The organism is Paraburkholderia sp. BGA-UO-ETr-F12 (assembly GCF_059567945.1).
Window position 1 is genome coordinate 64,205 of sequence record NZ_JCAQOZ010000061.1, and the last position, 21,369, is coordinate 85,573.

A 21,369-nucleotide genomic window follows, 5' to 3' on the forward strand; every position below is an offset into this window, starting at 1 on the left:
ACGCGTTTCGAAACAAGGTTTTCGCAGCGTACAGCAGAAATGCTTGTGATTATGCGGATTATCGTAAATTCTGAGCGTTTATCGTTATGCATATAACGCAATATCCTAATATACATCTTTAATTCTTACAAAAAATCCATACCCTCCACCACTTCCACCTGGAAAACGCCGTCATGAGCCGTGTCAGCGACACCCGCATCCGTACCCGCGAAGCCGCTGCACGGCTCGTTGCCGCCGGCCGCCTCCCGCATGAGCTAACCGTCGACCTGATCTATGCAGAGATCCGCCAGGGCAGCCGCACCACGATCAATGATGAACTGAAGCAATGGAAGGATGAGAAAACCAGAGTCGACGCGCTCTCCAGGCAATTGCCGCCTGCCGTCGCCGATGCGATGCTTGCTGCGTGGGCAGTCGCCGTCGAACATGGCGAGAAGGTGTACGATTCGCGCGTCGGTGAACTGGAAGCGGAGTTGGCGGACGCACTCGTGCGGGCTACGACGGCCGAGCGGACGTGCGCCAATGCCGACGAGGCACGCCGCGTCGCTGACGCTCTGTCTGCCGGACAAGGTGTGCGGGTAGCCGACTTGCAGCGGCAACTCGCGGCGACGGCCGATGAACAAAAAGCGGCACAGACGCGCATCGCCGCGCTGGAACAGCAGTTGGACACTACGCGCGAGCAGGCCGACGCGAAACTCGATGCGCTACGCGCGACCCATGACCGGGAGGTTGCTGCGTTACGGGCATCGGTCGATACGCGCGATGCGGCGTTCCAAAGTGAGCTGAACAGGGCCACCGAACGTATGGAGGGAGTCCAGAAACACATGATGCAGCAGATCAGCGAAGCCCGCGACGAGCGCAAGCGTGCCGAGGCCCAGACTGCAAAAATCCGCGAGAAATGCGAGACGCTGCACGCTGAAGCGGGCGCGTTGCGCACTGATCTGACCGAAAGAAAGCGGATGCTCGAACGATCGGGCAAGTCACTCGAACAGGCTGAGGCCGATCTGCAGCGCTTGCGAAACGAGCATTTAACGGTGCTTACTCAACTGGCCGAAGCGCACGGAAAGCTGGAGAGCGTCGGGCAACTGGTTGCATCACTGGAAGCCCGGGCGAGGGCCGCTGAGGCGCGGCCTTCGGATGAGATATCCGGTCAACCGCGGCACGGCCGCATCGGGCCGCGGTAAGTCCTAGGCACCTGCAAACGTGGCTATTGCCGGCCAGCATGAATTCTTCCGGAGAACCGCACGGTGAAAGTATTGATCATCGAAGACGACACCGCCATCGCGACCAACCTGTACGACTATCTGGAGAGCGGCGGCTATGAGGTAGACCTCGCGTCGGATGGCGTGATGGGGCTGCATCTCGCCGTCACCCAGCATTGGGATGCGATCCTGCTCGATCTGTCGTTACCGGGGATGGACGGCCTGACGATCTGCCGCAAGCTGCGCGAAGAGGCGCGTCGCGATACGCCGATCCTGATGCTGACCGCGAGAGATACGCTGGATGACAAGCTCCAGGGTTTTGGGCAAGGCGCGGACGACTACCTCATCAAACCATTCTCACTCAAGGAAGTAGGCGCACGGCTCGGCGCACTGATAAAGCGCTATAAAGGCAATGTGACGCAGGCGACCGTGTCCTGTGCAGACATCCGCTTCGATCCAGCGACGCTCGCCGTCGACCGTGGCGGCCGGCCGGTGAAGCTGCCACCAAAATGCCTGCATCTGTTGCGCATCCTGATGCAGGCGCCGAATCGCGTATTCGGTCGCGCGGAACTCGAAACCGAAGTCTGGGGCGAGCAGTTGCCGGACAGCGATACCCTTCGCGCGCACATCTATACGCTGCGCCGGGCGCTGACCGCCAATGGCGAGGACGATCTGATCGAAACAGTCCATGGTCTCGGTTACCGGCTGGTGGTGAGCGATGTCAACGCGCCGTAGCCTGCGCTTCAAGGTCGCGCTGGTTTTCTCGGTGCTGACGATCCTGTTGCTAATGGCCCAGGCTCTTGGCGTGAAGGCGCTCGCCGAAGCGCAGGAGGAGCGGCTCATCAGCGCGCTGATCGCCGACGACATGGCGAGCGTCCTCAAGAGCTGGCAATCGGACCCAACGTCTGTGCCGCCGCTCGACCCGCGACTCGATGGTCATGTCTCGACAGGAGGCCACGTAAGCGTGCCGCTGCCCGCGTCAGCCAGGGATCTGCGCAACGGCATCCACGAAATCATCGTGAACGGCCGCGAAATCCATGTGGCGATCGCACCGTTCGGCGATGCCCGCGTCTATCGGATCTACGACTTCAGCGCGTACGAGCAACGCTTCAGGCAGGTGATTGACGCACTGATGTTCGGCACCGGTGTATTTGCGCTACTGGCATTCTGGCTGGCGTTTGGATTGTCGGGCCTGCTGGTCCGACAGGTTGCCGGCCTCGCCCGCCAGGTCAAGGCACTCAGGCTCGGCGCGTCGGCCGCGCTCGATGCCGGCAGGTACGATGAAGTGGAAGTCGTGGAACTGGTCGACGCGTTCAATGACTATCATGGGCGGATGGCACAGATGATTGAGCGGGAAAAAGAGTTCACCGGCAATGTCAGCCACGAATTGCGCACACCGCTCACGGCGATCAAAACCAGTTGCGAACTTCTCGACCACGATGGGTCGATCAACGCGAAGTCGAGAGCGCGCCTGCGACAGATCGAGCGCGCGGCCGACACCATGAGCGATCTGGTCAATGCGCTGCTGCTGCTTGCGCGCGAAGAGTCGCCGGCCGACGTTGGCCCGGTGCGTCTCATCAGCGCCATCGAGGACGCACTTGACCTGGTTACCGACACACTGCAAGCCAGAGGTATCCAGACCCGGATCGAGGTCAATCGCGGCCTGCACGTCGAAGCAAACCGGTCCGCGCTCGCGCTCGTGCTGTCGAACCTGGTCGACAACGCGGTCCGTTACACCAACAGCGGCCATGTCAGCTTCGTCTATGCGGACGGCTGGCTGCAGATCGAAGACACTGGCCGTGGTATCCCGCCGGACGCGCTGCCGCACGTGTTCGAGCGGTTCTACCAGGCGGGCGCGGCACATGCTGCGGCGCCGGGGTTTGGCATTGGCCTGTCGATCGTCAGGAAGGTCTGCGACCGCTACGGCTGGTCGATCAGGCTGGACAGCGAGCCGGGCAGTGGCACCCGTGTCTCGCTCCGGTTGCCGCCGGCGAACCGGATTTCCGCTGACTTCACAAAAAGTTGATGTTCTCTTGACGGAAACTTCACAACCCGCTGCGTAGCATGGGGTTATCGGCCTTTCCGTGGATGCATGGAAAGTACATTACCCCTCCGTGAAGGAGCTTGTCATGAAATCCCTTATCGTCGCGTTCGTTGTCGCGTCAACCGCCGTTCTTCCCTCGGTTTCGTTTGCTCAGCGAACTCACGAACTCACGCGTGCCGAGGTTCGTGCTCAGCTGGTCGCTGCGGAGCAGCAGGGACAGATCCCTCAGTCCAAAACCCAGTATCCAGATCCGATGAACATGCACGGGACGACTGATAACACTTCGGGATACGGTGCACCCGCGGCCGGCAGTCAGCAGGCAGGCGCGCCGCTCGGGCAGCAATTAAGCCGCTCCTCCATCTATGCGCACCACTAAGCGTAGCAGCTCATGCTGCGTTGACACTGAAGCTGCCAATGCAGCATGACTGCCCGGTAGTGGCGACCGGATCACCTTGGGCATCGACGTGCGGCAATCACGGTTGGCGGATAGAGATGTTAGTTGTGACAGATCTTCTTGACGAAAACTTCACAACCCTTAACGTACCATCCACGCCTGCCTGCCGCGTGATCAAGTGGCCAACAAGAAATCCGTGGATATTGCTATGCGCCGACCGATGCTGCTCGTGTGCGTCCTGCTGACGGGATGCGCCACCTATCACCCGCAGCCGATCACGCTGACCCACCTGGCCCGCCACTTCGAGGACCGGTCGCTCGCGAGCGGCGATCTGCGCACCTACCTCACGCGGCAGATCGGACACGAAATCGATCCATGGCCGATGCCGCGCTGGAATCGCGAGATGCTTACCCTCGCGGCCTGGTACTACAGCCCGGCGCTCGATATCGTGCGTGAGCAGTGGGGCACCGCAAAGGCGGCCATCGATGTGGCTGGTGCGATTCCCAACCCGGTACTGCAACTGCCTTTCCAGTACGCGACCCCCAACCCGGGGCCCGGTTCGCCGTTCATCACCGGCCCGGCGCTTGACATTCCCATCGAGACGGCGCACAAGCGCGGCTATCGGATCGACCAGGCATCGCACCTCTCGGAAGCCGCGCGCCTCGCCATCGGCAATGAGGCGTGGAAGGTGCGCGCTCAGGTGCGTGACGCGCTGATTTCGCTTTATGCCGCCCGGCAGCGCATCGCCTTCCTGTCGCGCAAGGCCGATGCGCAGCAGCAGATCGTCGCGATGGTGAAGAAGCGCCGCTCGGTTGGCGAGAACTCCGGACCGGATGTCGATGCAGCAATGCTCGCAGCCACGCAGGCACAGGCCGAGCTTGCCGCTGCGCGCAGTGCCGCGCAGGACGCACTCGCGCAGCTCGCCGCCGCGATCGGCATCCCGGCTGCCGCACTCAACGGGGTGCAGCTCGAGCTGGACGCTTTCGGCACCGCGCCCCCGGCACCGCCCACCGCCGACGCGCGACGCGAGGCGGTTTTCCATCGCGCCGACCTGCTCGCGTCGCTCGCCGCGTACGCGGCCGCCGAGTCGGCGTTGCAGCTCGAAGTAGCGAAACAGTATCCGGATATCCATTTCGGCCCGGGGTACACGTACGACACCGGCACCAACAAGATCGCATTCGGAGTGGCCGGCATCACGCTTCCGATCTTCGACCAGAACCAGGGCGGCATCGCACAGGCGCAAGCGAAACGCAAAGAGGCAGCCGCGCGCACGATGGCGCTGCAGGATGCAATTCTCAACGATCTGGACCACGCGCTCGCCCGTAACCAGGCGAGCCTCGCCGCAGTGCAACTATCCACCGAACACCTGGCGAGCGCGCGCAGGCAACTGGACAGCCAGGCCGCGAGTTTCGCGGCCGGCGCCACCGATCGCCTGACCTTCATGCAAGCCAGGGCTGATTATCAGACGAGCGAGATCGCCCATCTGGACGCTGTGGTCGCCGCGCAGCAGGCAGCCGGCATGCTCGAAGACGCCATGCAGCGGCCTCTCGAACCGGAAACAGCCAACTCCACCGTGACCGAACAGGAGATATCGCGATGAAACGACCAGCGGTCATCTTTTCCATCGTTTACCTGCTGCTGGCAGCCGGTGCCTGCTGGTTCGCCTACCGCACCTTCTACGTCGATGTTCCGCGGCCAGACCCGCCTGCGCTGGTCACTGCGCAACCGTCCGTGCAGACGGTGAACGGCGAAACGGTCGTCGTCGTGGCCACCGACGTGCAGCGTGCCAGCCACATCGATGTTGCACCGCTCACGGCCATCACCAGCCAACCCGGGAGCATTGCGTACGCGACGGTCGTCGATCCGCAGCCGCTGTTCGATCTGCGCAACCGCCTCGCGGCCGCTCAAGCGGACTACGAGACACTGCGCGTGCAATCTGCCAACTCTCGCGCGCAGTTCGAGCGCAGTCGCGTACTGTTCGAAGACGATCGCAACGTCTCTCAGAAGAGCCTGCAGGACGCGCGCGCTGTCATGCAGGCCGATCAGGCGAAGCTGCAGTCGGCCGAGGCCACGCAAGGCGGACTGGATGCGAGCATGCGACAACAATTCGGGACAGTGCTCGCCAACGCCGCAATGGCACCCACCTCGGACTTGTTCCAGCGGCTGCTCGCTGGCCGCGCGGTCGTGTTGCGCGTGACGCTGCCCGCCAGCTATAGCGGCGCCGCGCCTGCGCACATGACGGTGGACACGCCGGAGGGCCATCCGGTCGTGGCGCAGAAACTCTCTGCATCACCGCAGGGCGACCCCGCGATCCAGGGCAACCCGTATTTCTATGAGACGGGCAGCACGCTGCCGGTGGGAACCCATACCGTCGCGCATATGCCGGCGCCGAATCCCGGCACATCCGGGCTTGTGATTCCCGAACGTGCGGTCGTCTGGTACGGGGGACAACCATGGGTGTACGTCCGCACCGCACCCGATCGTTTCACGCGGCGCTACGTACCCGCATCCTCTTCCGGCGAACAGGGCTTCGTCGTGACCAAAGGGTTTCACACGGGCGAGAACGTCGTGATGCACGGCGCGCAGTTGCTGCTCTCTGAAGAACAGCGGCCTCAGGGCATCGCGACGGCCTGCAAGGATCCGCCCGAATGCGATGACTGATCCGTAAGTCTGCTTCGTCCAAAACGAATTCAACGAGTACTCATGCTCAATGCGATCATCCGGTTTTCGCTGCGTTTTCGCGGCGTCATTTACGCGCTGGCCGTGCTGCTAGCCGGCTATGGCCTCTATACGCTCACCCGCGCGAAGCTCGATGTGTTCCCCGAATTCGCACCGCCGATGAGCATCGTGCAGACTGAGGCACCGGGCCTGTCGAGCGAACAGGTCGAAACGCTGGTGACCCAGCCGGTCGAAAATGCGCTCGCCGGCATGGCGGGCCTTCGGTCGATGCGCTCGAAGTCGCTGCAGGGCCTGTCGGCGATCACAGTGGTGTTCGATAGCCATGCGAATCTGTTGCAGGTCCGGCAACTGGTGTCCGAGCGCGTCACTGCGCTGGGCTCGACACTGCCCGCGGGCGTGCAGCCACCCAGGTTGCTGCCCCTCACGACCACGACGAGCGTGGTGCTCACCATCGGGCTGACGTCGAAGACCCGCTCGTTGATGGACCTGTATGACGTCGCGCAGTGGACCGTCCGTCCGCAACTGTTGAGCGTGCCGGGTGTCGCGGATGCCATCGTGTTCGGCGGCGACACGCGGCAGTTGCAGATTCAGGTCGATCCGGCCCGGCTGATGCGCTACGGCATGTCGATCCAGGACGTGATCACTGCAGCCCGGGCATCCACGGGCGTGCGCGGCGCGGGCTTCGTCGAGAGCGCGAACCAGCGCATCGCCATCAATACCGATGGCCAGATCAGAACGCCCGCCGCGCTGGCCGGCGTGGTGCTGCGGTGGAGCAACGGCACAGCCGTGCGGCTCGGCGACGTCGCGACCGTCACCTGGGGTAGTGCGCCGGCGGTGGGTGCGGCGTCGATCATGGGCAAGCCGGGTGTGATGCTGGTACTCGAAAGCCAGTACGGCACCAACACGCTGGCTGTCACGCACGACATCGAGAAGACGCTGGCCTCGCTCAAACCCGTTCTGGCCCAGCAGGGTGTCGAACTGACCGCGGATGTGTTCCGGCCGGCGAACTTCATTGAGGTGGCAGTCAGTCATCTGCGCACCGCATTGCTGGTCGGCGCGGTGCTCGTCGTTGCGGTGCTGTTCCTGTTCCTGCTCAATATCCGCACTGCGGTCATTTCAGCGGTCGCGATTCCGCTCTCACTGCTGGTCGCGATCATAGTGCTAAGCTCATTTGGTGTAAGCCTGAACACGATGACGCTCGGCGGCCTCGCGATCGCGCTCGGCGAGGTGGTCGACGACGCGATCATTGACGTCGAAAATATCTACCGGCGGCTGCGCGAGAACCGCAACCGGCCCGAACCCCTTCCGCCGTTTCGGGTGGTGCTGCGCGCCTCGCTCGAAGTGCGCAGTGCAGTGGTGTTCGCCACCTTCATCGTGATGCTGATCTTCCTGCCGGTGCTGACGCTCTCGGGCATCGCCGGCAAGCTGTTCGCACCGCTTGGCGTCGCCTACATCCTCGCGGTGCTGGCATCGCTTGGCGTCGCACTCACGCTCACGCCGGCGATGGCGCTCGCGCTGCTGGCCCGCGGGCCGTTGCCGGCCGGGGAGCCCCGATTCCTGACGTGGCTGAAAACCCGCTACACCGCGATGCTGCTGAGGGTCGAGCAACGGGTGAGAACCGTCATGGTGGTGGTCGCGTTGATGTGCGTTGCTTCCCTGGCTGTACTGCCGTTCATGAACGGCAATTTCATTCCGCAGTTGCGCGAAGGTCACTTCATTGTGCATATGGGTCTTGAACCGGGAACGTCGCTCACCGAGTCGATGCGCATCGGCACCCTGGTTTCGCAGGCGCTGCTGCATATACCAGGGGTACGCCTGGTCGCGCAGCGCTCCGGGCGGGCCAACGAAGTGGTCGATCCGGTCGGCGTGCAGTTGAGCGAGTTCGAAGTCGACCTCGAGCCGATGGGTTCGACCCGACAAAGTGCAACCCTGCGACGTATCCAGGAAACGCTCGCGCGCTTCCCCGGCCTTACCACGTCGGTCAATACGTTCCTGGTCGAACGGATCGACGAGACCATTTCGGGCGTGACGGCCCCGGTGGTCGTCAACGTGTTTGGCGACAACCTCGACGTGATTGACCGGAAGGCGCAGGAGATCGCCCGACTGCTGGGGACGATCCGTGGCGCAGCAAGCGTGCGGGTGGAATCACCTCCAGGCATCCCGGAACTCGACGTCAGACTGAAGCCTGAACAGTTGAGCCGCTGGGGCTTCCGGCCGGTGGAAGTGCTCGACGCGATCCAGAGTGCCTATCAGGGAAGCACGGTTGCACAAACCTATGACGGCAGCCGCGCCTACGACGTCACTGTGGTTCTCGCGCCCGATGCGCGCAAGAATCTTGCCGATGTCGGCGCGTTGATGCTGCGCAATCCGGATGGGCTGGCCGTCCCGCTGCGCGAACTGGCGAGCATCGGCCAGGTCTCGGGCCGCTATCAGATCACGCACGACGGCGGCCGGCGGATGCAGACAGTCTCGGTCAATCTGGGCAGGCGCGCCGTGAGCGATTTCGTCAGCGAAGCGCGATCCCGCGTCAGTCGTGAAATCGTCATGCCCAAAGGCACCTACGCAGTGTTCTCGGGCGAAAGCGAGGCACGCGCGCAATCGCAGCACGACCTGCTCGCGTACGGCGCCATGTCGGCCGTCGGAATCGCACTGCTGCTCTTCCTCGCGCTGAAGAGCCGGCGCGGTGTCGTGCTGGTGATGCTGAACCTACCCTTCGCAATGGTGGGGGGCGTGCTGAGCGTAATCGTCCCGGGAGGCAACCTGTCGCTGGGCAGCATGGTGGGCTTCGTGACCCTGTTCGGCATTTCGTTGCGCAACTCGATCATGCTGATCAGTCACTTCGAGCACCTCGTGCATGTCGAAGGCGTGCCGTGGGGTATCGACACAGCGGTGCGCGGCGCGTCCGAACGGCTGATCCCGATCCTGATGACAGCGCTCGTGACCGCGCTCGCACTGCTGCCGCTCGCGCTCACCAGCGGCGCGGCGGGCAACGAGATCGAGGGGCCGATGGCGATCGTCATTCTCGGCGGTCTCGCCACCTCGACGCTGCTGAATCTGATCGTGCTGCCGACGCTCGCGCTGCGCTATGGGCGGTTCGAGCGCGATACGCTGGCGGAGCCGGGAGCGCCCATATCGAACGGATAAGCAGGGCATTTCAATTGTGCTGCCTGTGCAGGCGGTGTGTTCCAGCGTTTCCCGCGTGACTGGAACGAGAAAGGTCAACAACGCGGGGACAAGTTTCTTGCGTCAGGAGACTCACCATGTCAATCATTCGACAATCCTTCGTCGGCACCTTCGTCATGATCTGTGCTACGGGTACCGCACTCGCTGCCCCGCCGGCGAGCTATACGACCACCGTGCGACTGCACGATGGCAAAAGGGTCACCTGTGCGGTCAACAAACCGGCAGCCGTGCCAGCCGGTAGCACATCAACCTTGACCAGGCGCGAACGCACCGAAGCCGAGGTCAAGGCGACGGCCCGCCTGCGCCGGCGGACAGGCGATGAGAACGCTTATCCGAGCCCCACGACGGCGCCGCATGTTCAATGCTGGTGAACAAACCCTTGACCGGAATGCGCTTCATGCGCTGCTGCCGGGGAGCGGGCAAGTACATGGATGCCCGGCGGCGTCCATGATGTGGCAACAACCTGACTGACACGGGTTGGCCCGGTCATTGGGATAAAACGAGGTGAAACGGCCACGCGGTGGCCGCCCCGCCAGAATCGTCCTCGTCGTGCTGTCACTATCGGCGGGGACATCTTGCAAGCGGCCGCCTTTCTGGACCCGGGCCCCTGCCGGGTCCATTTTTTATTTGAGTTACCTATGCACGCATGGCTCAACGGCATTAGCGCTCATCCCTACATAGTGCTGGCGATTGTCTTCGCCGTCGCGTGCGCGGAGTCGCTGGCCGTCGTCGGTACGCTGGTCCCTGCGGGCATCGTAATGTTTGCCGCTGGCGCGCTGATCGGAGCCGGCGCGCTGAACGGGTGGGTGACGCTCGCCATCGCCGCACTCGGCGCAGTGGTGGGCGACGGTATCAGCTATGAGATCGGTCACCGGTACCATCGCGAAGTGCGAACGTGGTGGGTGGCGAAGGGACACGAAGCGGCCTGGGAGCGTGGCGAGCATTTTGTTGAACGGCATGGCGGGAAGAGTATCGTGCTGGCGCGGTTCTTCGCGCCCGTGCGCGCGATTGTCCCGCTGGTCGCCGGCGCGGCGCACATGCCGCGGCGCAGGTTTTACCCGATCAATGCAGCCTCCGCGCTCGCCTGGTCGCCCGCGCATATCGGCCCAGGGATCGTGTTCGGCGCGTCGGCGCAACTTGCTGCAGCGGTCAGCGGACGTCTCGCCGCGATGCTGCTCCTGCTGGCGGCACTGCTCTGGCTGGTCCCCGGGCTGACGCGCCTGGCCATCCAGCGCGGCGTGCCGCTCGTCGGGACCGCGTCCCAACGGGTGGTACGACGTTTAAATCGCCGGCATCCGCGGCTGGCGGCCCGCTTATCGCGCATCATCGATCCCGGCAAGCCCGAGTCGCAGACACTCCTGGTAATGACGCTGCTTTTCATCGGCAGTGTGTGGCTGTTTCTTGGCATCCTGCAGGATGTGGTCGCGCACGATCCGCTGGTTCGCGCCGACACCGTCATCTACAGTTTCCTGCAGACCCTGCGCACGGCGCCGACCGATTACGTAATGGCCGTCGTGATTGAGTCGAGCACCTACGGGGTGGGGCTGGCGGTGGCCGCTGCCGTCCTGATCTGGCTCATCGTGCGACGATGCTGGCCGACGGCAGGCTACTGGATTCTTGCGGTGGGCGTTGCAGGCGCGATAAGCCCTGCGATCGAACCCGGGAACGGTTATGCGCGACCCTTCACCTGGCAGCCAGGGATGGTCCATGTTCCGCTGCCCAGCGGCGATGCCACGTTCAACCTACTCGTGTATGGTTTTCTTGGCTGGCTGCTGGTGCGCCGGCAACGGTTGCTCTGGCGGGGCGTGGTCCTTGCCGTCGTCGCCGTCTGGCTGGTCATGACCGGATTTGCCCGCCTGTATCTCGGAGAAAACTGGCTGGCCGACGTGCTGGGCGGCTGGAGCCTGGGGCTCGCGTGGTTTGCAGTACTTGCCGGCGCATACACATACTGGCAGGTGCACGACAACGTGCAGTCAGGTCTGCTGAGCTGCATCGCTATTGGAATGCTCGCCGTTTTTGGCCCCTGGACGAACCGTGAAGGGCTTCACGCCAGTCTCGCGCGGTACGACCCCAGAACGCAACCGGTCACGCTCACGATCAGCCAATGGACGGATGGCGGCTGGCGCGCGCTGCCGCAACGTCGCACCGAACTGAGCGGCGACGAGGAGGAATATCTGCCATTGCAATGGGCCGCCGACGATGGCGCGATCGCGCGTTACCTCGAACCGACTGGCTGGCGGGCCGCCCCGGCATGGTCAGCGCAGTCTGCATTGCTGTGGCTGTCGCCCAGAACATCGCTGGATGCACTGCCGGTGCTGCCGAAACTATCGGAAGGCAAAGGCAACGGGCTGACCTTCCTGAAGTTCGATCCTCAGCGACCGATGATCCGACTGGTGCTGCGGCTCTGGCGATCGCGATATCAATTGATGACCCGCGACAGGGTCGGTGACGGGGCCGATGAGCCGATCTGGTACGGTGCGCTATATCAGGAAACGTTTCAGCAGCCGTGGCACCTCGTCACGGTGGGCACTGCCACGACCTGGCCTGATGCGCCCACTATTCGCCAACTGTTGCCGGCCAGCGTGCAGACGTTGAGTCCTTCGGTAATTGAGAACGGATCAGTCCGGCACGCGGTGCTGATCCTGCCGACTGTGCCGACGGCACCATGATGGATTTTTCTCGACAACCTTCTCGATCATTTCACTGCAATGTATACCCTCGAAGCCTTCAACCAGGCGCTGTTTCTCGCGATCAACGGCACGCTGGCGACGCCTGTATGGCTAGTCGACATCGCATTGCTGATCGCCAATTACGTGATCTATCTGGTTCCGCTGCTGCTGGCCGGCATGTGGCTGTGGGGCAGTGACGCGCAACGGAGTCTTGCCATCCGGGCGTGTCTCGTGGCGATGCTCGGCGTCGGCGCGAACCAGCTGATCGGGCTGGTGTGGCAGCATCCGCGGCCGTTCATGATCGGTCTCGGTCACACGTTTTTGCCGCACGCGCCGGACTCTTCGTTTCCGAGCGACCATGCTACTGTGTTTGCCGGCATCATCCTGACGCTGCTGCTGGGGCGTGCGCACTGGCTGGGCGCCCTCACGTTGCTGGCCGGAGTCTCGGTCGCCTGGGCCCGGGTCTTTCTCGGTGTTCACTTCCCGCTGGACATGCTAGGCGCGGTCGTAGTGGCCTGTGTGGCTTACTTTCTGGTGGCGCCATTCTGGGATCTCGGCGGCGCTGCCTTAACGCGGTGGGCGATTGCGCTGTACCGCAAACTCCTCGCGCGGCCGATCGACCTCGGCTGGCTGCGCCGCTGACTATTACGCACCAACCGATGCCGCGCGATCAGATCGTCGCCGCCTTCGATTTCGACGGCACCAGCACGACCTCGGACAGTCTGCGTGATTTTGTGCATTACACAGTCGGTCGCGCCCAGTTTGCCGTTGTTGCCACGCGCGCGTCGCCGTGGCTCATTGGCCTGCAGGCAGGCGTGCGCGACCGGGGCTTCGCCAAGGCTCGTCTTGTTGCGACGCTCCCCGGTATGACACAGTGCGAGCTTGAGGACGCGGCGCAGCAGCACGCTACCAGGAGACTGCCGGCCCTGATCCGCCCTGAAATGGCCGCGAGGATTCAGGAACACACGCGTCGCGGGCATCGGCTGGTGCTGGTCAGCACGTCGCCCGCGCTGTACTTGAGGCATTGGGTCGCCGGTGCAGGTTTCGACGGGGTACTCGCGACCGAACTCGAATTTCACGGTGGCCGGTTCTCTGGCAGCTTCGCCTCGCCGAACTGCTTGGGGGCCGGAAAAATGCGGCGCCTTCAGCAAGGGTTCGGCAGCGAATCGCCACACGTACTGTACGCATACGGCGATACTCGAGACGACCCGGAAATGCTCGCACTTGGCGAACATGCGCGGCTGCGAGCCAATGCCACCGATCGACACATGGGGAAGCAAACGATGACGCCGCCCGCAGCGAGCCGCGCATGAATCTCGTTCATGACACAGCGTATCCGACGCTGCCGGCAGAGATCAGTGAAGCCGAACTCGAGGCCGTGTTCACGCCCACCAGTGCCGAAGTGCGATACGTATGCGGCCAGTTCCGTCAGGCGCCGACCCGCGTCCTGATCCTCACGCAACTCAAACTGCTGCAGCGGCTGGGCTATTTCCCGCTGGTCTCGAACGTTTCCGCGACGCTCATTGAGCATATCTGTGTCGCGCTTGGATCGCGGCCGTTGCCGCGCGCGGCACTCATTCGCTACGACAGGTCGGGTAGCAAGTCGCGCCACCAGAAACTGCTGCGTGAGTTCGTAGGCATCCGGCCTGCAGATGCGCATACCCAGTCCTGGCTCGATAGTGTTGCAGCCGAGGCCGCACGCACGAAAACGGAATTGCCCGACATCATCAACGTGACGATCGAAGAACTCATCCGGCACCGCTACGAACTGCCGCCACTGGCCGCGTTATCGCGTATCGGAGCACGCGCGCGCAGCCGGCTTCACGAAACGCTCTACCGGACGTTCACCGATTTGCTTGATACGGCACTGATGGAGCGGATCGACGGGTGGTTCGCGAATCGCTCGGGGCGCACCCGCTGGGACCAGCTTAAACGGGAGCCGAAGCGCCCGGGTCCGCGTGAGGTGGCGAGCTTCCTGAAGCACATTCAGGAACTGCGCGAGCTGGCCCAAGGCTTGCCGCCTGCGCCAGAAATGCTCTCCATACCCAAGCGCACCCAGCTTGTCATCGAGGCACGCGCCCTCGATGTGCACGAGATGCGAGCGCTCAAGCCGGAGAAACGCTACACGCTGGCCGTGCTGTTCATCTTCTCGCAGTTGCAAAAGGCGCTCGACGATGTCGCGGAGATATTTATCAAGACAGTCCGCAACTTGGAAAACACCGCCAGGCTGCGGCTTCAGCAGTATCAGCTCGCGCACGCCGACCAGTTGGAGTCGCTCGTTAGCCAGTTCCGCGATGTGCTCACCCTGCTGCAGGACGACACGATGACGGCCGCAGAGCGCGTGGCCCGGATGCGGGCAACACTGAACGACGATCCCGAAGGCGCGCTCACCCGCTGCAACGAGCATATCGCATATGCTGGCAACCACACGTTTCCATTCCTGCTGGGCCCATATCGCAACTTGCGTTCGCTGCTGTTCCAGTGCCTCGACGTTCTGTCGCTGAAATCCAGCTCGCAGGATGACGCGTTGCTCGAAGCGCTCGCCTGGATGCAGGGTCACCGGTCTTCGCGTCGCGAATACCTGATGCTTGGCGAGGCAGAGCTCGCTGAACTACCGCTCGACTGGGTGCCGGAAAAGTGGGAAAAATCGATCTTCCCGGACGGCAGGTCCGGCAGGCTGCTGCACCGCAAGTATTTCGAGTTGTGCGTGTTCAGCCAGTTGATGCGCGAACTCAAATCGGGCGATGTCTACGTCGAGCACAGCGACCAGTACGATGATCCGCGGGAGCATCAGGTGTCGTGGGACGAATTTCGCGAGGAACTGCTGCGCTACGGCGAGCTTGTCGACTTCCCGGTGGACAGCCGTGCCTTCGTCCAGAAACTGAAGGATGAACTCGGCGCGCTGACCGACGAGATCGACGCGGGGTTCCCGGCGAACGACCACGTCGAGATCGGCGAGCAGGGGCTCATCATTCACCGGCTCGAGAAGGAACCGGATCCGCCGAACAAGACGCTCATCGATCAGGCGATCACCGCGTCGATGCGGCCGGTGAGCATTCTCGATATCCTGACCGAGACCGAGCAGTGGCTCGACCTGCACCGGCTGTTCGGCCCACTCTCGGGCTTCGAGGCCAAGATTGATGATCCGCGCAAGCGCTTCATCACGACGCTGTTCTGCTACGGCTGCAACCTCGGTCCGAGCCAGACGGCGCGCTCCGTGAAGAACCTCAGCCGCAAGCAGGTCGCGTGGCTGAATCTGCGGCACGTCACCGAAGATCGGCTCGACAAGGCGATTGTGAAAGTCATCAACGCGTATAACCAGTTCGCGCTGCCCAAATTCTGGGGCTCCGGCAAGCGCGTGTCGGCTGACGGCACGAAGTGGAACCTCTATGAGCAAAATCTGCTGTCCGAATACCACATCCGCTACGGCGGTTATGGCGGCATTGGCTATTACCACGTGTCGGACCAATACATCGCGCTGTTCAGCCACTTCATCCCGTGCGGCGTGCATGAGGCCGTCTATATTCTCGACGGACTGATCAGGAACACTTCCGATCTGCAGCCCGATACCGTTCACGGCGACACGCAGGCGCAAAGCAGCCCGGTATTCGCGCTGGCCCACCTTCTCGGAATCAACCTGATGCCCCGCATCCGCAACATCAAGGATCTGGTGTTCTACAAGGCCGATCGGCGCCGGCGCTACAAGAACATCGACGGGCTGTTTCGTGCGAGCGTCGACTGGGCGCTGATCGAACGGCATTTCCCGGACATGCTGCGGGTCGCGATCTCGATCAAGGCGGGCAAGATGACACCGTCGACCATCCTGCGCCGGTTGGGCTCCGAGAGCGTGAAGAACAAGCTGTATTTTGCCTTCCGCGAACTCGGTCGCGTGATCCGCACGCTATTCCTGCTGAAATACATCAACGACCCCGAGATGCGCCGCACGATACACGCCGCGACGAACAAGAGCGAGCAGTTCAACGATTTCGCGCAGTGGTTGATGTTCGGCGGAGAGGGGACCATCGCCGAAAATATCCGGCACGAGCAGCGCAAGGTCATCAAGTACAACCATCTCGTCGCCAACATGGTGATCCTCTACAACGTGCAGTGGATGTCACGCAGGCTGAAGGAGCTGCAGACTAACGGCCATCCGGTCGACATCGAGGTGCTCAAGGCGCTATCGCCTTACCGGAAGGACCACGTCAACCGGTTCGGCGACTATTTGCTGGACCTGCAGAAGAAGGCGCCACCGCTAGACTCATCGATCAATTTCTATTTTGAAACAGTAGCTTAATGGCACTTCGGCGAGAAATTAACGAATCCCGGCCGACCCTCGTATACGTCACGGCGTCGTATAGCGGTGCGCATCTGAATCCCGTCGTGACGGTCAGCCTTGCGCTGGCGGGCAAGTTCGCATGGGCCAAAGTGCCGGGCTACGTCGCCGCGCAGATGCTCGGCGGTATGGCGGGCGCCCTGCTCGTGTGGATTGCGTACCGTCAGCACTTTGCGAAAGAAGGCGATGCCGATGTGAAACTCGGCGTGTTCTGCACGGCGCCCGCCATTCGCAGCGTGCCGCATAACCTGCTCACCGAAATGATCGCGACTTTCGTGCTGATTCTCGGCGTGCTGTACCTGGCTTCGCCGCAAGTGGGTCTGGGCGCGCTCGACGCGCTACCGGTCGGCCTGCTGGTGCTCGGCATCGGTATTTCGCTCGGCGGCCCGACCGGCTATGCGATGAGCCCCGCGCGCGACCTCTCGCCGCGTCTGATGCACGCGCTGCTGCCGATTCCGGGCAAGCGCGACAGCGACTGGCGTTATTCGTGGATTCCGGTGTGCGGCCCGCTGCTGGGCGGCGCGCTGGCAACGGGGCTGTATCTGTACCTGCACGCGCATTGATCTTGCGGGGTACGTCGGGCGCATATAAAAGCGCGTCCGATGCACCCCGTGAGCGCGCTCAAGACGCAATTAAGCACCGACGGAAGGCGATGGCGCCGCGCACCCGGCGCCAAAGCACGTATCATGATGCTTTCAATCTCCGCGCATGAGCTTGCAACTGCCCTGCTCGCGTGCCTCTCGCTGCCCGTCTTAAAGCATGATCGACCACCTCATTTGCGACTGCGACGGCGTACTCGTCGACAGCGAAATCATCGCTGACCGTGTAATGCTCGAAACGCTGTCCGCCACTTTCCCCGGCCTTGATTTCGAGCCCGTCGTCAAGACGGCGTTCGGCCAGCAGACCTCGCGCTTTCTCGAAGGGATCGAGAAATCGTTCGACATCACACTGCCGCCCGACTTCCTCGATACGATCGAACACAACGTCGAACTCGCGCTCGCCGCATCGCTCAGCCCAATCAACGGCGTGCGCGACGCGTTGCAGCGCGTGACGCTGCCGGCCGCGGTCGTCTCGAACAGCCGTCTCGCACGCGTCAACGCATCGGTGCGGCGCGCGGGCTTGCAGCAGATTTTCGGTGAACGGATCTTCAGCGCCGAACAGGTCGCGCGGCCGAAGCCGTTTCCCGACGTCTATCTGTTCGCCGCAAAAACGCTAGGCGTGGAGCCTTCGCGATGCGTGGTCGTGGAAGATAGCGTAGCCGGGTTGAATGCGGCACGCGCGGCGGGCATGAAAACGATTGCCTTCGTGGGTGCGAGCCATATCCCCGACGGCTATGCCGACGCGCTGCGCAAGATGGGCATGACGCGCATCATGAAGCACATGGATGAGCTGCCCGCGCTGGTTGAAGCCGGCGCGCGCGGCGAGTTTGGCGACGTGCAGTCTTAACGGGCTAGACGGGAGTAGCGGACGTAGCGATAAAAAAAGCCGGCTGCAATCGCCGGCTCCGAACTTCAAACTGGTGATAACCCCACGATTTTCCGAATCGTGGGGTTATTTTTTGCGGAATCAAACCTCGTCGGCCACGCATTCGCGCGCTGCCGCCAGCGCCTGACGGAATTCCACCAGTTCCGCGATCGTCAGCATCGGCAGATTGTGTTGCGCCGCGAAGCGCTCCACGTCCGCGCCACGCGTCATCGTGCCGTCCGCATTCATCAGTTCGCACAGCACGCCGGCCGGCTTCAGACCCGCGAGAATGGCCAGATCGACCGTACCTTCGGTGTGGCCACGGCGTGCCAGTACGCCGCCCGGCTGCGCGCGCAGCGGGAACACGTGGCCCGGGCGCACGATATCGGCAGGCTTTGCCGTATCGCTGATGGCCGCGCGGATCGTCGTCACGCGATCAAGAGCGGACACGCCGGTGGTCACGCCGTCGCGTGCTTCGATCGAGACCGTAAACGCGGTGCCGTGGCGGCTTTCGTTATTGACGGCCATGGGCGGCAGTTCGAGCGCACGGATTTTTTCGTCGGGCAGGCACAGGCAGACGATGCCGCTGCATTCGCGGATCAGCAAAGCCATGGTTTCGACGGAAAGTCGTTCAGCCGAGACAATCAGATCGGCTTCGTTCTCGCGGTCGTGATCGTCTTGCAAAACGACGGCACGGCCATCGCGCATGGCTTGCAGGGCAGCGGCGATACGTGGCGGAACGGGCTCGGTGGCGAGCAGGGGGAGGTCGAGAATCGCGTTGTCCGCAATCACCGACGGAGCAGGAAAAGTAGCAAAAGACATAGTTGAAACGCTCATCGCAAAAGTTGGGCGAAAAACGTTTCAGGGCATTGCAAACAGACAAAGACGCGCCGTTGAACGCCGCGCAAAGCGACGCTCATGCACCGCTCCAACTTCTGGCGGCGACACGGAAACGAACATGACTATCTGCACATCTTCTTCCATCCGGACTCTAACCGTCGGCTCTGGCTTCTCACCAGATCTGCTGACCCCATGTCGATCAGAGTTAGCGCTTTGGCGCTTACTCTGGTCCCATGCAACGTAGTTGCACAGCGTCAAATACATTGACGACACGGGCGCTCGCGGGCTCACCGGCTCACGCTTTCGCGCTGCCGGCATACCGCCGGTGGGGAATTTCACCCCGCCCTGAAGACGCACTGATTGCCGGATCAACCGGCTCGCAAAGGATACAACAGTCGCGCGGGACCTGCAGCGCAACCCCTACTAGTTAGACGGACATCTCTGCTTGACAGCCGGTCCGCCCGAAAACCCGGTGCTTCAAACCGGCTCGGCCTGCCGCGTCAAATCGTGCGGCGCCGGTACATCCCAGCGCGGCGGCGTTTCCGCCTTCAGCGTCACGCGAAACGCGCGCGCCTCGGTGTCGCCAGGATTGCGCAGACTGTGCGGCTGGTCGGCATCGAACACGATCGCGTCGCCCGTAGCCAGTAATTGACGCTGGTCGTGCACGCTGACTTCCAGCGTGCCTTCGCTCACCACCAGATTGACCGTGGTGCCCGGCGCGCGGCGCGTGCCGGCCTCGGTATGCAAGGGCGCAATACGCAGCTCGTGAAACTCGGCGGCGGTCGGTTCGGCGTCGGGATAAAGCGGCCGGGCCGAGTACCGCCCATTCGAACTGACCAGACGCGACGAACGCTCCGCCGGCAAATGCTCGAAGCCGTTGGTCGCATGGCGACGCAGGAAAGCCGCCACCGATACCTTCAACGCCGAGGCCACCTTGCACAGCACCTTGATCGACGGCACGCTACGCGCCGACTCGATCTGCGCGAGCATTGCCCGTGAGACGCCCGAAGCGCGGGCCAGGGCGTCAAGCGAAAGTTGGCGCTCGGCGCGCAAACGGGCGAGATTCACGCCGACCAGATGTTCGAGAGCATCGAAAGGTTCCGCGGCACGCGGCGACGCATGAGTGTCGGCCGTGGGGTCCCGAACCAGCGCAAGCGGGGAATGCATGATTGCCTCCAGAAGCGCCGCCGTACGGCGGGCAAGCGGTTAGTGGAAGCAAGATAGCATCGCGCCCCGCCGCGCCCAACGAAGTTATCTTCACACTGTTATCAGCATTGCGGAGGACGATGCTCGCAAAGCTTGTGCGAATTTTTCATATGGGCTCCTCGGGTTCGGCTGCGCCCGAAGAGCCCATGTGCGGCACCCGGGTCCAGCGCCAGACATCAGGCACCCCACCGTCATGCCCGTTGCGCCACAGCCGCCGTCGGCGCATCCATGCGCGCCGCGAACCACGTGAGCAGCAACGCCACCACACTGACACCCGCTGCGACCCACGGCAGCGTATCGAGCGCATAACCGTGACTGATCACCAGACCGCCAAGCCACGCGCCGCCCGCGTTGCCCACGTTGAACGCACCAATGTTCAACGTCGAAGCCAGATTCGGCGCGGCAGCGGCCTTCTCGACCACGCGCATCTGCAACGGCGGCACCGTGGCGAACGCAGCAATGCCCCATACGAAAATGGTGATCGCCGCGGCCACCTGCGAATGACTGGTACGCGCGAAGATCGCCATCACGATCGCGAGCGCCACCAGAATGCCCATCAGCGAAGGCATCAGCGCGCGGTCCGCGAGTTTGCCGCCCACGGTGTTGCCAACCGTCAGGCCAATGCCGAACAGCACCAGAATCAGCGTCACGCCGCGCGGCGAGAAACCGCTCACCTGCTCGAGAATTGGCGCGATATAGGTGAACACCACGAACACGCCGCCGAAGCCGAGCACCGTCATCGCGAGCGCGGTCCAGACTTGCGGGTCCTTCAGCACGCGCACTTCATGCCCCAAACCGACCGGACCGGAATCGTGACGATTCGGCACCAGCAGCGACACCCCCGCGAGCGACAGCACGCCAAACGCACTGACGATCCAGAACGCCGCGCGCCAGCCGAATTGCTGACCGACGAACGTCCCAAATGGCACGCCGAGCACGTTGGCGAGCGTCAAGCCGGTGAACATCAGCGCAATCGCGCTTGCCCGCTTTTCGGCCGGCACGAGCGAAGCCGCCACCACCGCGCCGATCCCGAAGAACGAGCCATGCGCGAACGATGTCACCACGCGCGCGATCATCAGCACGGAATAGCTGGACGCGATCGCGCACAGCGTGTTGCCGACAATGAACACGCCCATCAGCAACTGCAACGCGAGCTTGCGCGGCATCTTGCTGGTGGCCACCGCGAGCAGCGGCGCACCGACCGCGACGCCGAGCGCATAGCCGCTCACCAACAAGCCGGCCGACGGAATCGACACGGCCAGATCGCGCGCAACCTCGGGCAACAGTCCCATGATCACGAACTCGGTCGTGCCGATCGCAAAAGCGCTGATCGCTAGCGCCAGTAATGGAATGGGCAT

16 protein-coding genes, 1 pseudogene and 1 riboswitch are annotated in these 21,369 nt (G+C 63.0%); of the genes and pseudogenes, 14 read left to right on the forward strand and 3 right to left on the reverse strand.

From position 1 onward, the window contains the following. Positions 1-173 precede the first annotated feature (173 nt). From AC57B6_RS29485 to AC57B6_RS29550, 14 genes and pseudogenes are all read left to right on the forward strand, one after another. On the forward strand, positions 174-1,181 hold the full coding sequence (locus tag AC57B6_RS29485) for a DNA-binding protein (RefSeq protein WP_106356951.1): 1,008 nt from the start codon (positions 174-176) through the stop codon (positions 1,179-1,181). A gap of 63 nt (positions 1,182-1,244) precedes the next feature. After that, entirely contained in the window at positions 1,245-1,934 is a 690-nt protein-coding gene (locus tag AC57B6_RS29490) for a response regulator transcription factor (protein ID WP_106356953.1), read from the forward strand. Further along, positions 1,918-3,225, forward strand: coding sequence for a sensor histidine kinase (locus AC57B6_RS29495; RefSeq protein ID WP_106356955.1), 1,308 nt, complete (start codon positions 1,918-1,920; stop codon positions 3,223-3,225). Before AC57B6_RS29490 ends, AC57B6_RS29495 begins: the two co-directional genes overlap by 17 nt. 103 nt (positions 3,226-3,328) lie before the next feature. Beyond that, complete coding sequence (locus tag AC57B6_RS29500; protein ID WP_106356956.1) at positions 3,329-3,619, forward strand: DUF4148 domain-containing protein; 291 nt, start codon at positions 3,329-3,331, stop codon at positions 3,617-3,619. A 226-nt stretch (positions 3,620-3,845) separates the two neighbouring features. Further along, the gene (locus AC57B6_RS29505; protein ID WP_106356958.1) at positions 3,846-5,237 is read left to right on the forward strand and encodes a TolC family protein; all 1,392 of its coding nucleotides are present in this window, start codon (positions 3,846-3,848) and stop codon (positions 5,235-5,237) included. After that, positions 5,234-6,298 (forward strand): efflux RND transporter periplasmic adaptor subunit, encoded by a 1,065-nt coding sequence (locus AC57B6_RS29510; protein ID WP_106356959.1) that lies wholly within the window; start codon positions 5,234-5,236, stop codon positions 6,296-6,298. Before AC57B6_RS29505 ends, AC57B6_RS29510 begins: the two co-directional genes overlap by 4 nt. 42 nt (positions 6,299-6,340) lie before the next feature. Next, complete coding sequence (locus AC57B6_RS29515; protein WP_106356961.1) at positions 6,341-9,460, forward strand: efflux RND transporter permease subunit; 3,120 nt, start codon at positions 6,341-6,343, stop codon at positions 9,458-9,460. A 116-nt stretch (positions 9,461-9,576) separates the two neighbouring features. After that, positions 9,577-9,870 carry a hypothetical protein gene (locus AC57B6_RS29520; protein ID WP_106356962.1) on the forward strand — a complete coding sequence of 98 codons (294 nt, stop codon included), beginning with the start codon at positions 9,577-9,579 and terminating at the stop codon, positions 9,868-9,870. A 267-nt stretch (positions 9,871-10,137) separates the two neighbouring features. Then, entirely contained in the window at positions 10,138-12,168 is a 2,031-nt protein-coding gene (locus AC57B6_RS29525; RefSeq protein WP_106356964.1) for a bifunctional DedA family/phosphatase PAP2 family protein, read from the forward strand. 39 nt (positions 12,169-12,207) lie between these two features. Beyond that, the gene (locus AC57B6_RS29530) at positions 12,208-12,810 is read left to right on the forward strand and encodes a phosphatase PAP2 family protein (RefSeq protein ID WP_106356966.1); all 603 of its coding nucleotides are present in this window, start codon (positions 12,208-12,210) and stop codon (positions 12,808-12,810) included. A 17-nt stretch (positions 12,811-12,827) separates the two neighbouring features. Next, positions 12,828-13,481 carry an HAD-IB family hydrolase gene (locus tag AC57B6_RS29535; RefSeq protein WP_106356967.1) on the forward strand — a complete coding sequence of 218 codons (654 nt, stop codon included), beginning with the start codon at positions 12,828-12,830 and terminating at the stop codon, positions 13,479-13,481. After that, positions 13,478-16,462, forward strand: a complete 2,985-nt coding sequence (locus AC57B6_RS29540) for a Tn3 family transposase (RefSeq protein WP_106356969.1) — start codon at positions 13,478-13,480, stop codon at positions 16,460-16,462. Before AC57B6_RS29535 ends, AC57B6_RS29540 begins: the two co-directional genes overlap by 4 nt. A gap of 41 nt (positions 16,463-16,503) precedes the next feature. Continuing rightward, positions 16,504-17,064 (forward strand): annotated as a pseudogene (locus AC57B6_RS29545) (MIP/aquaporin family protein); the annotation flags it as partial. Between the two features lie 196 nt (positions 17,065-17,260). Then, entirely contained in the window at positions 17,261-17,947 is a 687-nt protein-coding gene (locus tag AC57B6_RS29550) for an HAD family hydrolase (RefSeq protein ID WP_046567788.1), read from the forward strand. Positions 17,948-18,067: 120 nt separating this feature from the next. On the opposite strand, the gene ribB is transcribed toward AC57B6_RS29550, so the two are convergent. The 3 genes from ribB to AC57B6_RS29565 all read right to left on the reverse strand — a co-directional run bounded on the left by ribB (position 18,068) and on the right by AC57B6_RS29565 (position 21,369). Then, complete coding sequence (ribB, locus tag AC57B6_RS29555; RefSeq protein ID WP_028196362.1) at positions 18,068-18,787, reverse strand: 3,4-dihydroxy-2-butanone-4-phosphate synthase; 720 nt, start codon at positions 18,785-18,787, stop codon at positions 18,068-18,070. Between the two features lie 146 nt (positions 18,788-18,933). After that, a riboswitch (FMN riboswitch) is annotated at positions 18,934-19,162 on the reverse strand. Between the two features lie 120 nt (positions 19,163-19,282). Continuing rightward, entirely contained in the window at positions 19,283-19,972 is a 690-nt protein-coding gene (locus AC57B6_RS29560) for a helix-turn-helix domain-containing protein (protein WP_028196363.1), read from the reverse strand. 230 nt (positions 19,973-20,202) lie between these two features. Then, a complete protein-coding gene (locus AC57B6_RS29565) occupies positions 20,203-21,369 on the reverse strand; it encodes an MFS transporter (protein ID WP_028196364.1) in 1,167 nt (388 codons plus the stop codon).

Excerpts from the sequence above, each read along its gene's own strand:
- AC57B6_RS29560 (WP_028196363.1), bottom strand. The coding sequence starts at position 19,972 with ATGCATTCCCCGCTTGCGCTGGTTCGGGACCCCACGGCCGACACTCAT.
- AC57B6_RS29500 (WP_106356956.1), top strand. The coding sequence starts at position 3,329 with ATGAAATCCCTTATCGTCGCGTTCGTTGTCGCGTCAACCGCCGTTCTT.
- AC57B6_RS29485 (WP_106356951.1), top strand. The coding sequence starts at position 174 with ATGAGCCGTGTCAGCGACACCCGCATCCGTACCCGCGAAGCCGCTGCA.
- AC57B6_RS29550 (WP_046567788.1), top strand. The coding sequence starts at position 17,261 with ATGATCGACCACCTCATTTGCGACTGCGACGGCGTACTCGTCGACAGC.
- AC57B6_RS29535 (WP_106356967.1), top strand. The coding sequence starts at position 12,828 with ATGCCGCGCGATCAGATCGTCGCCGCCTTCGATTTCGACGGCACCAGC.
- AC57B6_RS29520 (WP_106356962.1), top strand. The coding sequence starts at position 9,577 with ATGTCAATCATTCGACAATCCTTCGTCGGCACCTTCGTCATGATCTGT.
- AC57B6_RS29565 (WP_028196364.1), bottom strand. The coding sequence starts at position 21,369 with ATGCCCATTCCATTACTGGCGCTAGCGATCAGCGCTTTTGCGATCGGC.
- AC57B6_RS29495 (WP_106356955.1), top strand. The coding sequence starts at position 1,918 with ATGTCAACGCGCCGTAGCCTGCGCTTCAAGGTCGCGCTGGTTTTCTCG.
- AC57B6_RS29510 (WP_106356959.1), top strand. The coding sequence starts at position 5,234 with ATGAAACGACCAGCGGTCATCTTTTCCATCGTTTACCTGCTGCTGGCA.
- ribB (WP_028196362.1), bottom strand. The coding sequence starts at position 18,787 with ATGTCTTTTGCTACTTTTCCTGCTCCGTCGGTGATTGCGGACAACGCG.
- AC57B6_RS29530 (WP_106356966.1), top strand. The coding sequence starts at position 12,208 with ATGTATACCCTCGAAGCCTTCAACCAGGCGCTGTTTCTCGCGATCAAC.
- AC57B6_RS29505 (WP_106356958.1), top strand. The coding sequence starts at position 3,846 with ATGCGCCGACCGATGCTGCTCGTGTGCGTCCTGCTGACGGGATGCGCC.
- AC57B6_RS29525 (WP_106356964.1), top strand. The coding sequence starts at position 10,138 with ATGCACGCATGGCTCAACGGCATTAGCGCTCATCCCTACATAGTGCTG.
- AC57B6_RS29515 (WP_106356961.1), top strand. The coding sequence starts at position 6,341 with ATGCTCAATGCGATCATCCGGTTTTCGCTGCGTTTTCGCGGCGTCATT.
- AC57B6_RS29540 (WP_106356969.1), top strand. The coding sequence starts at position 13,478 with ATGAATCTCGTTCATGACACAGCGTATCCGACGCTGCCGGCAGAGATC.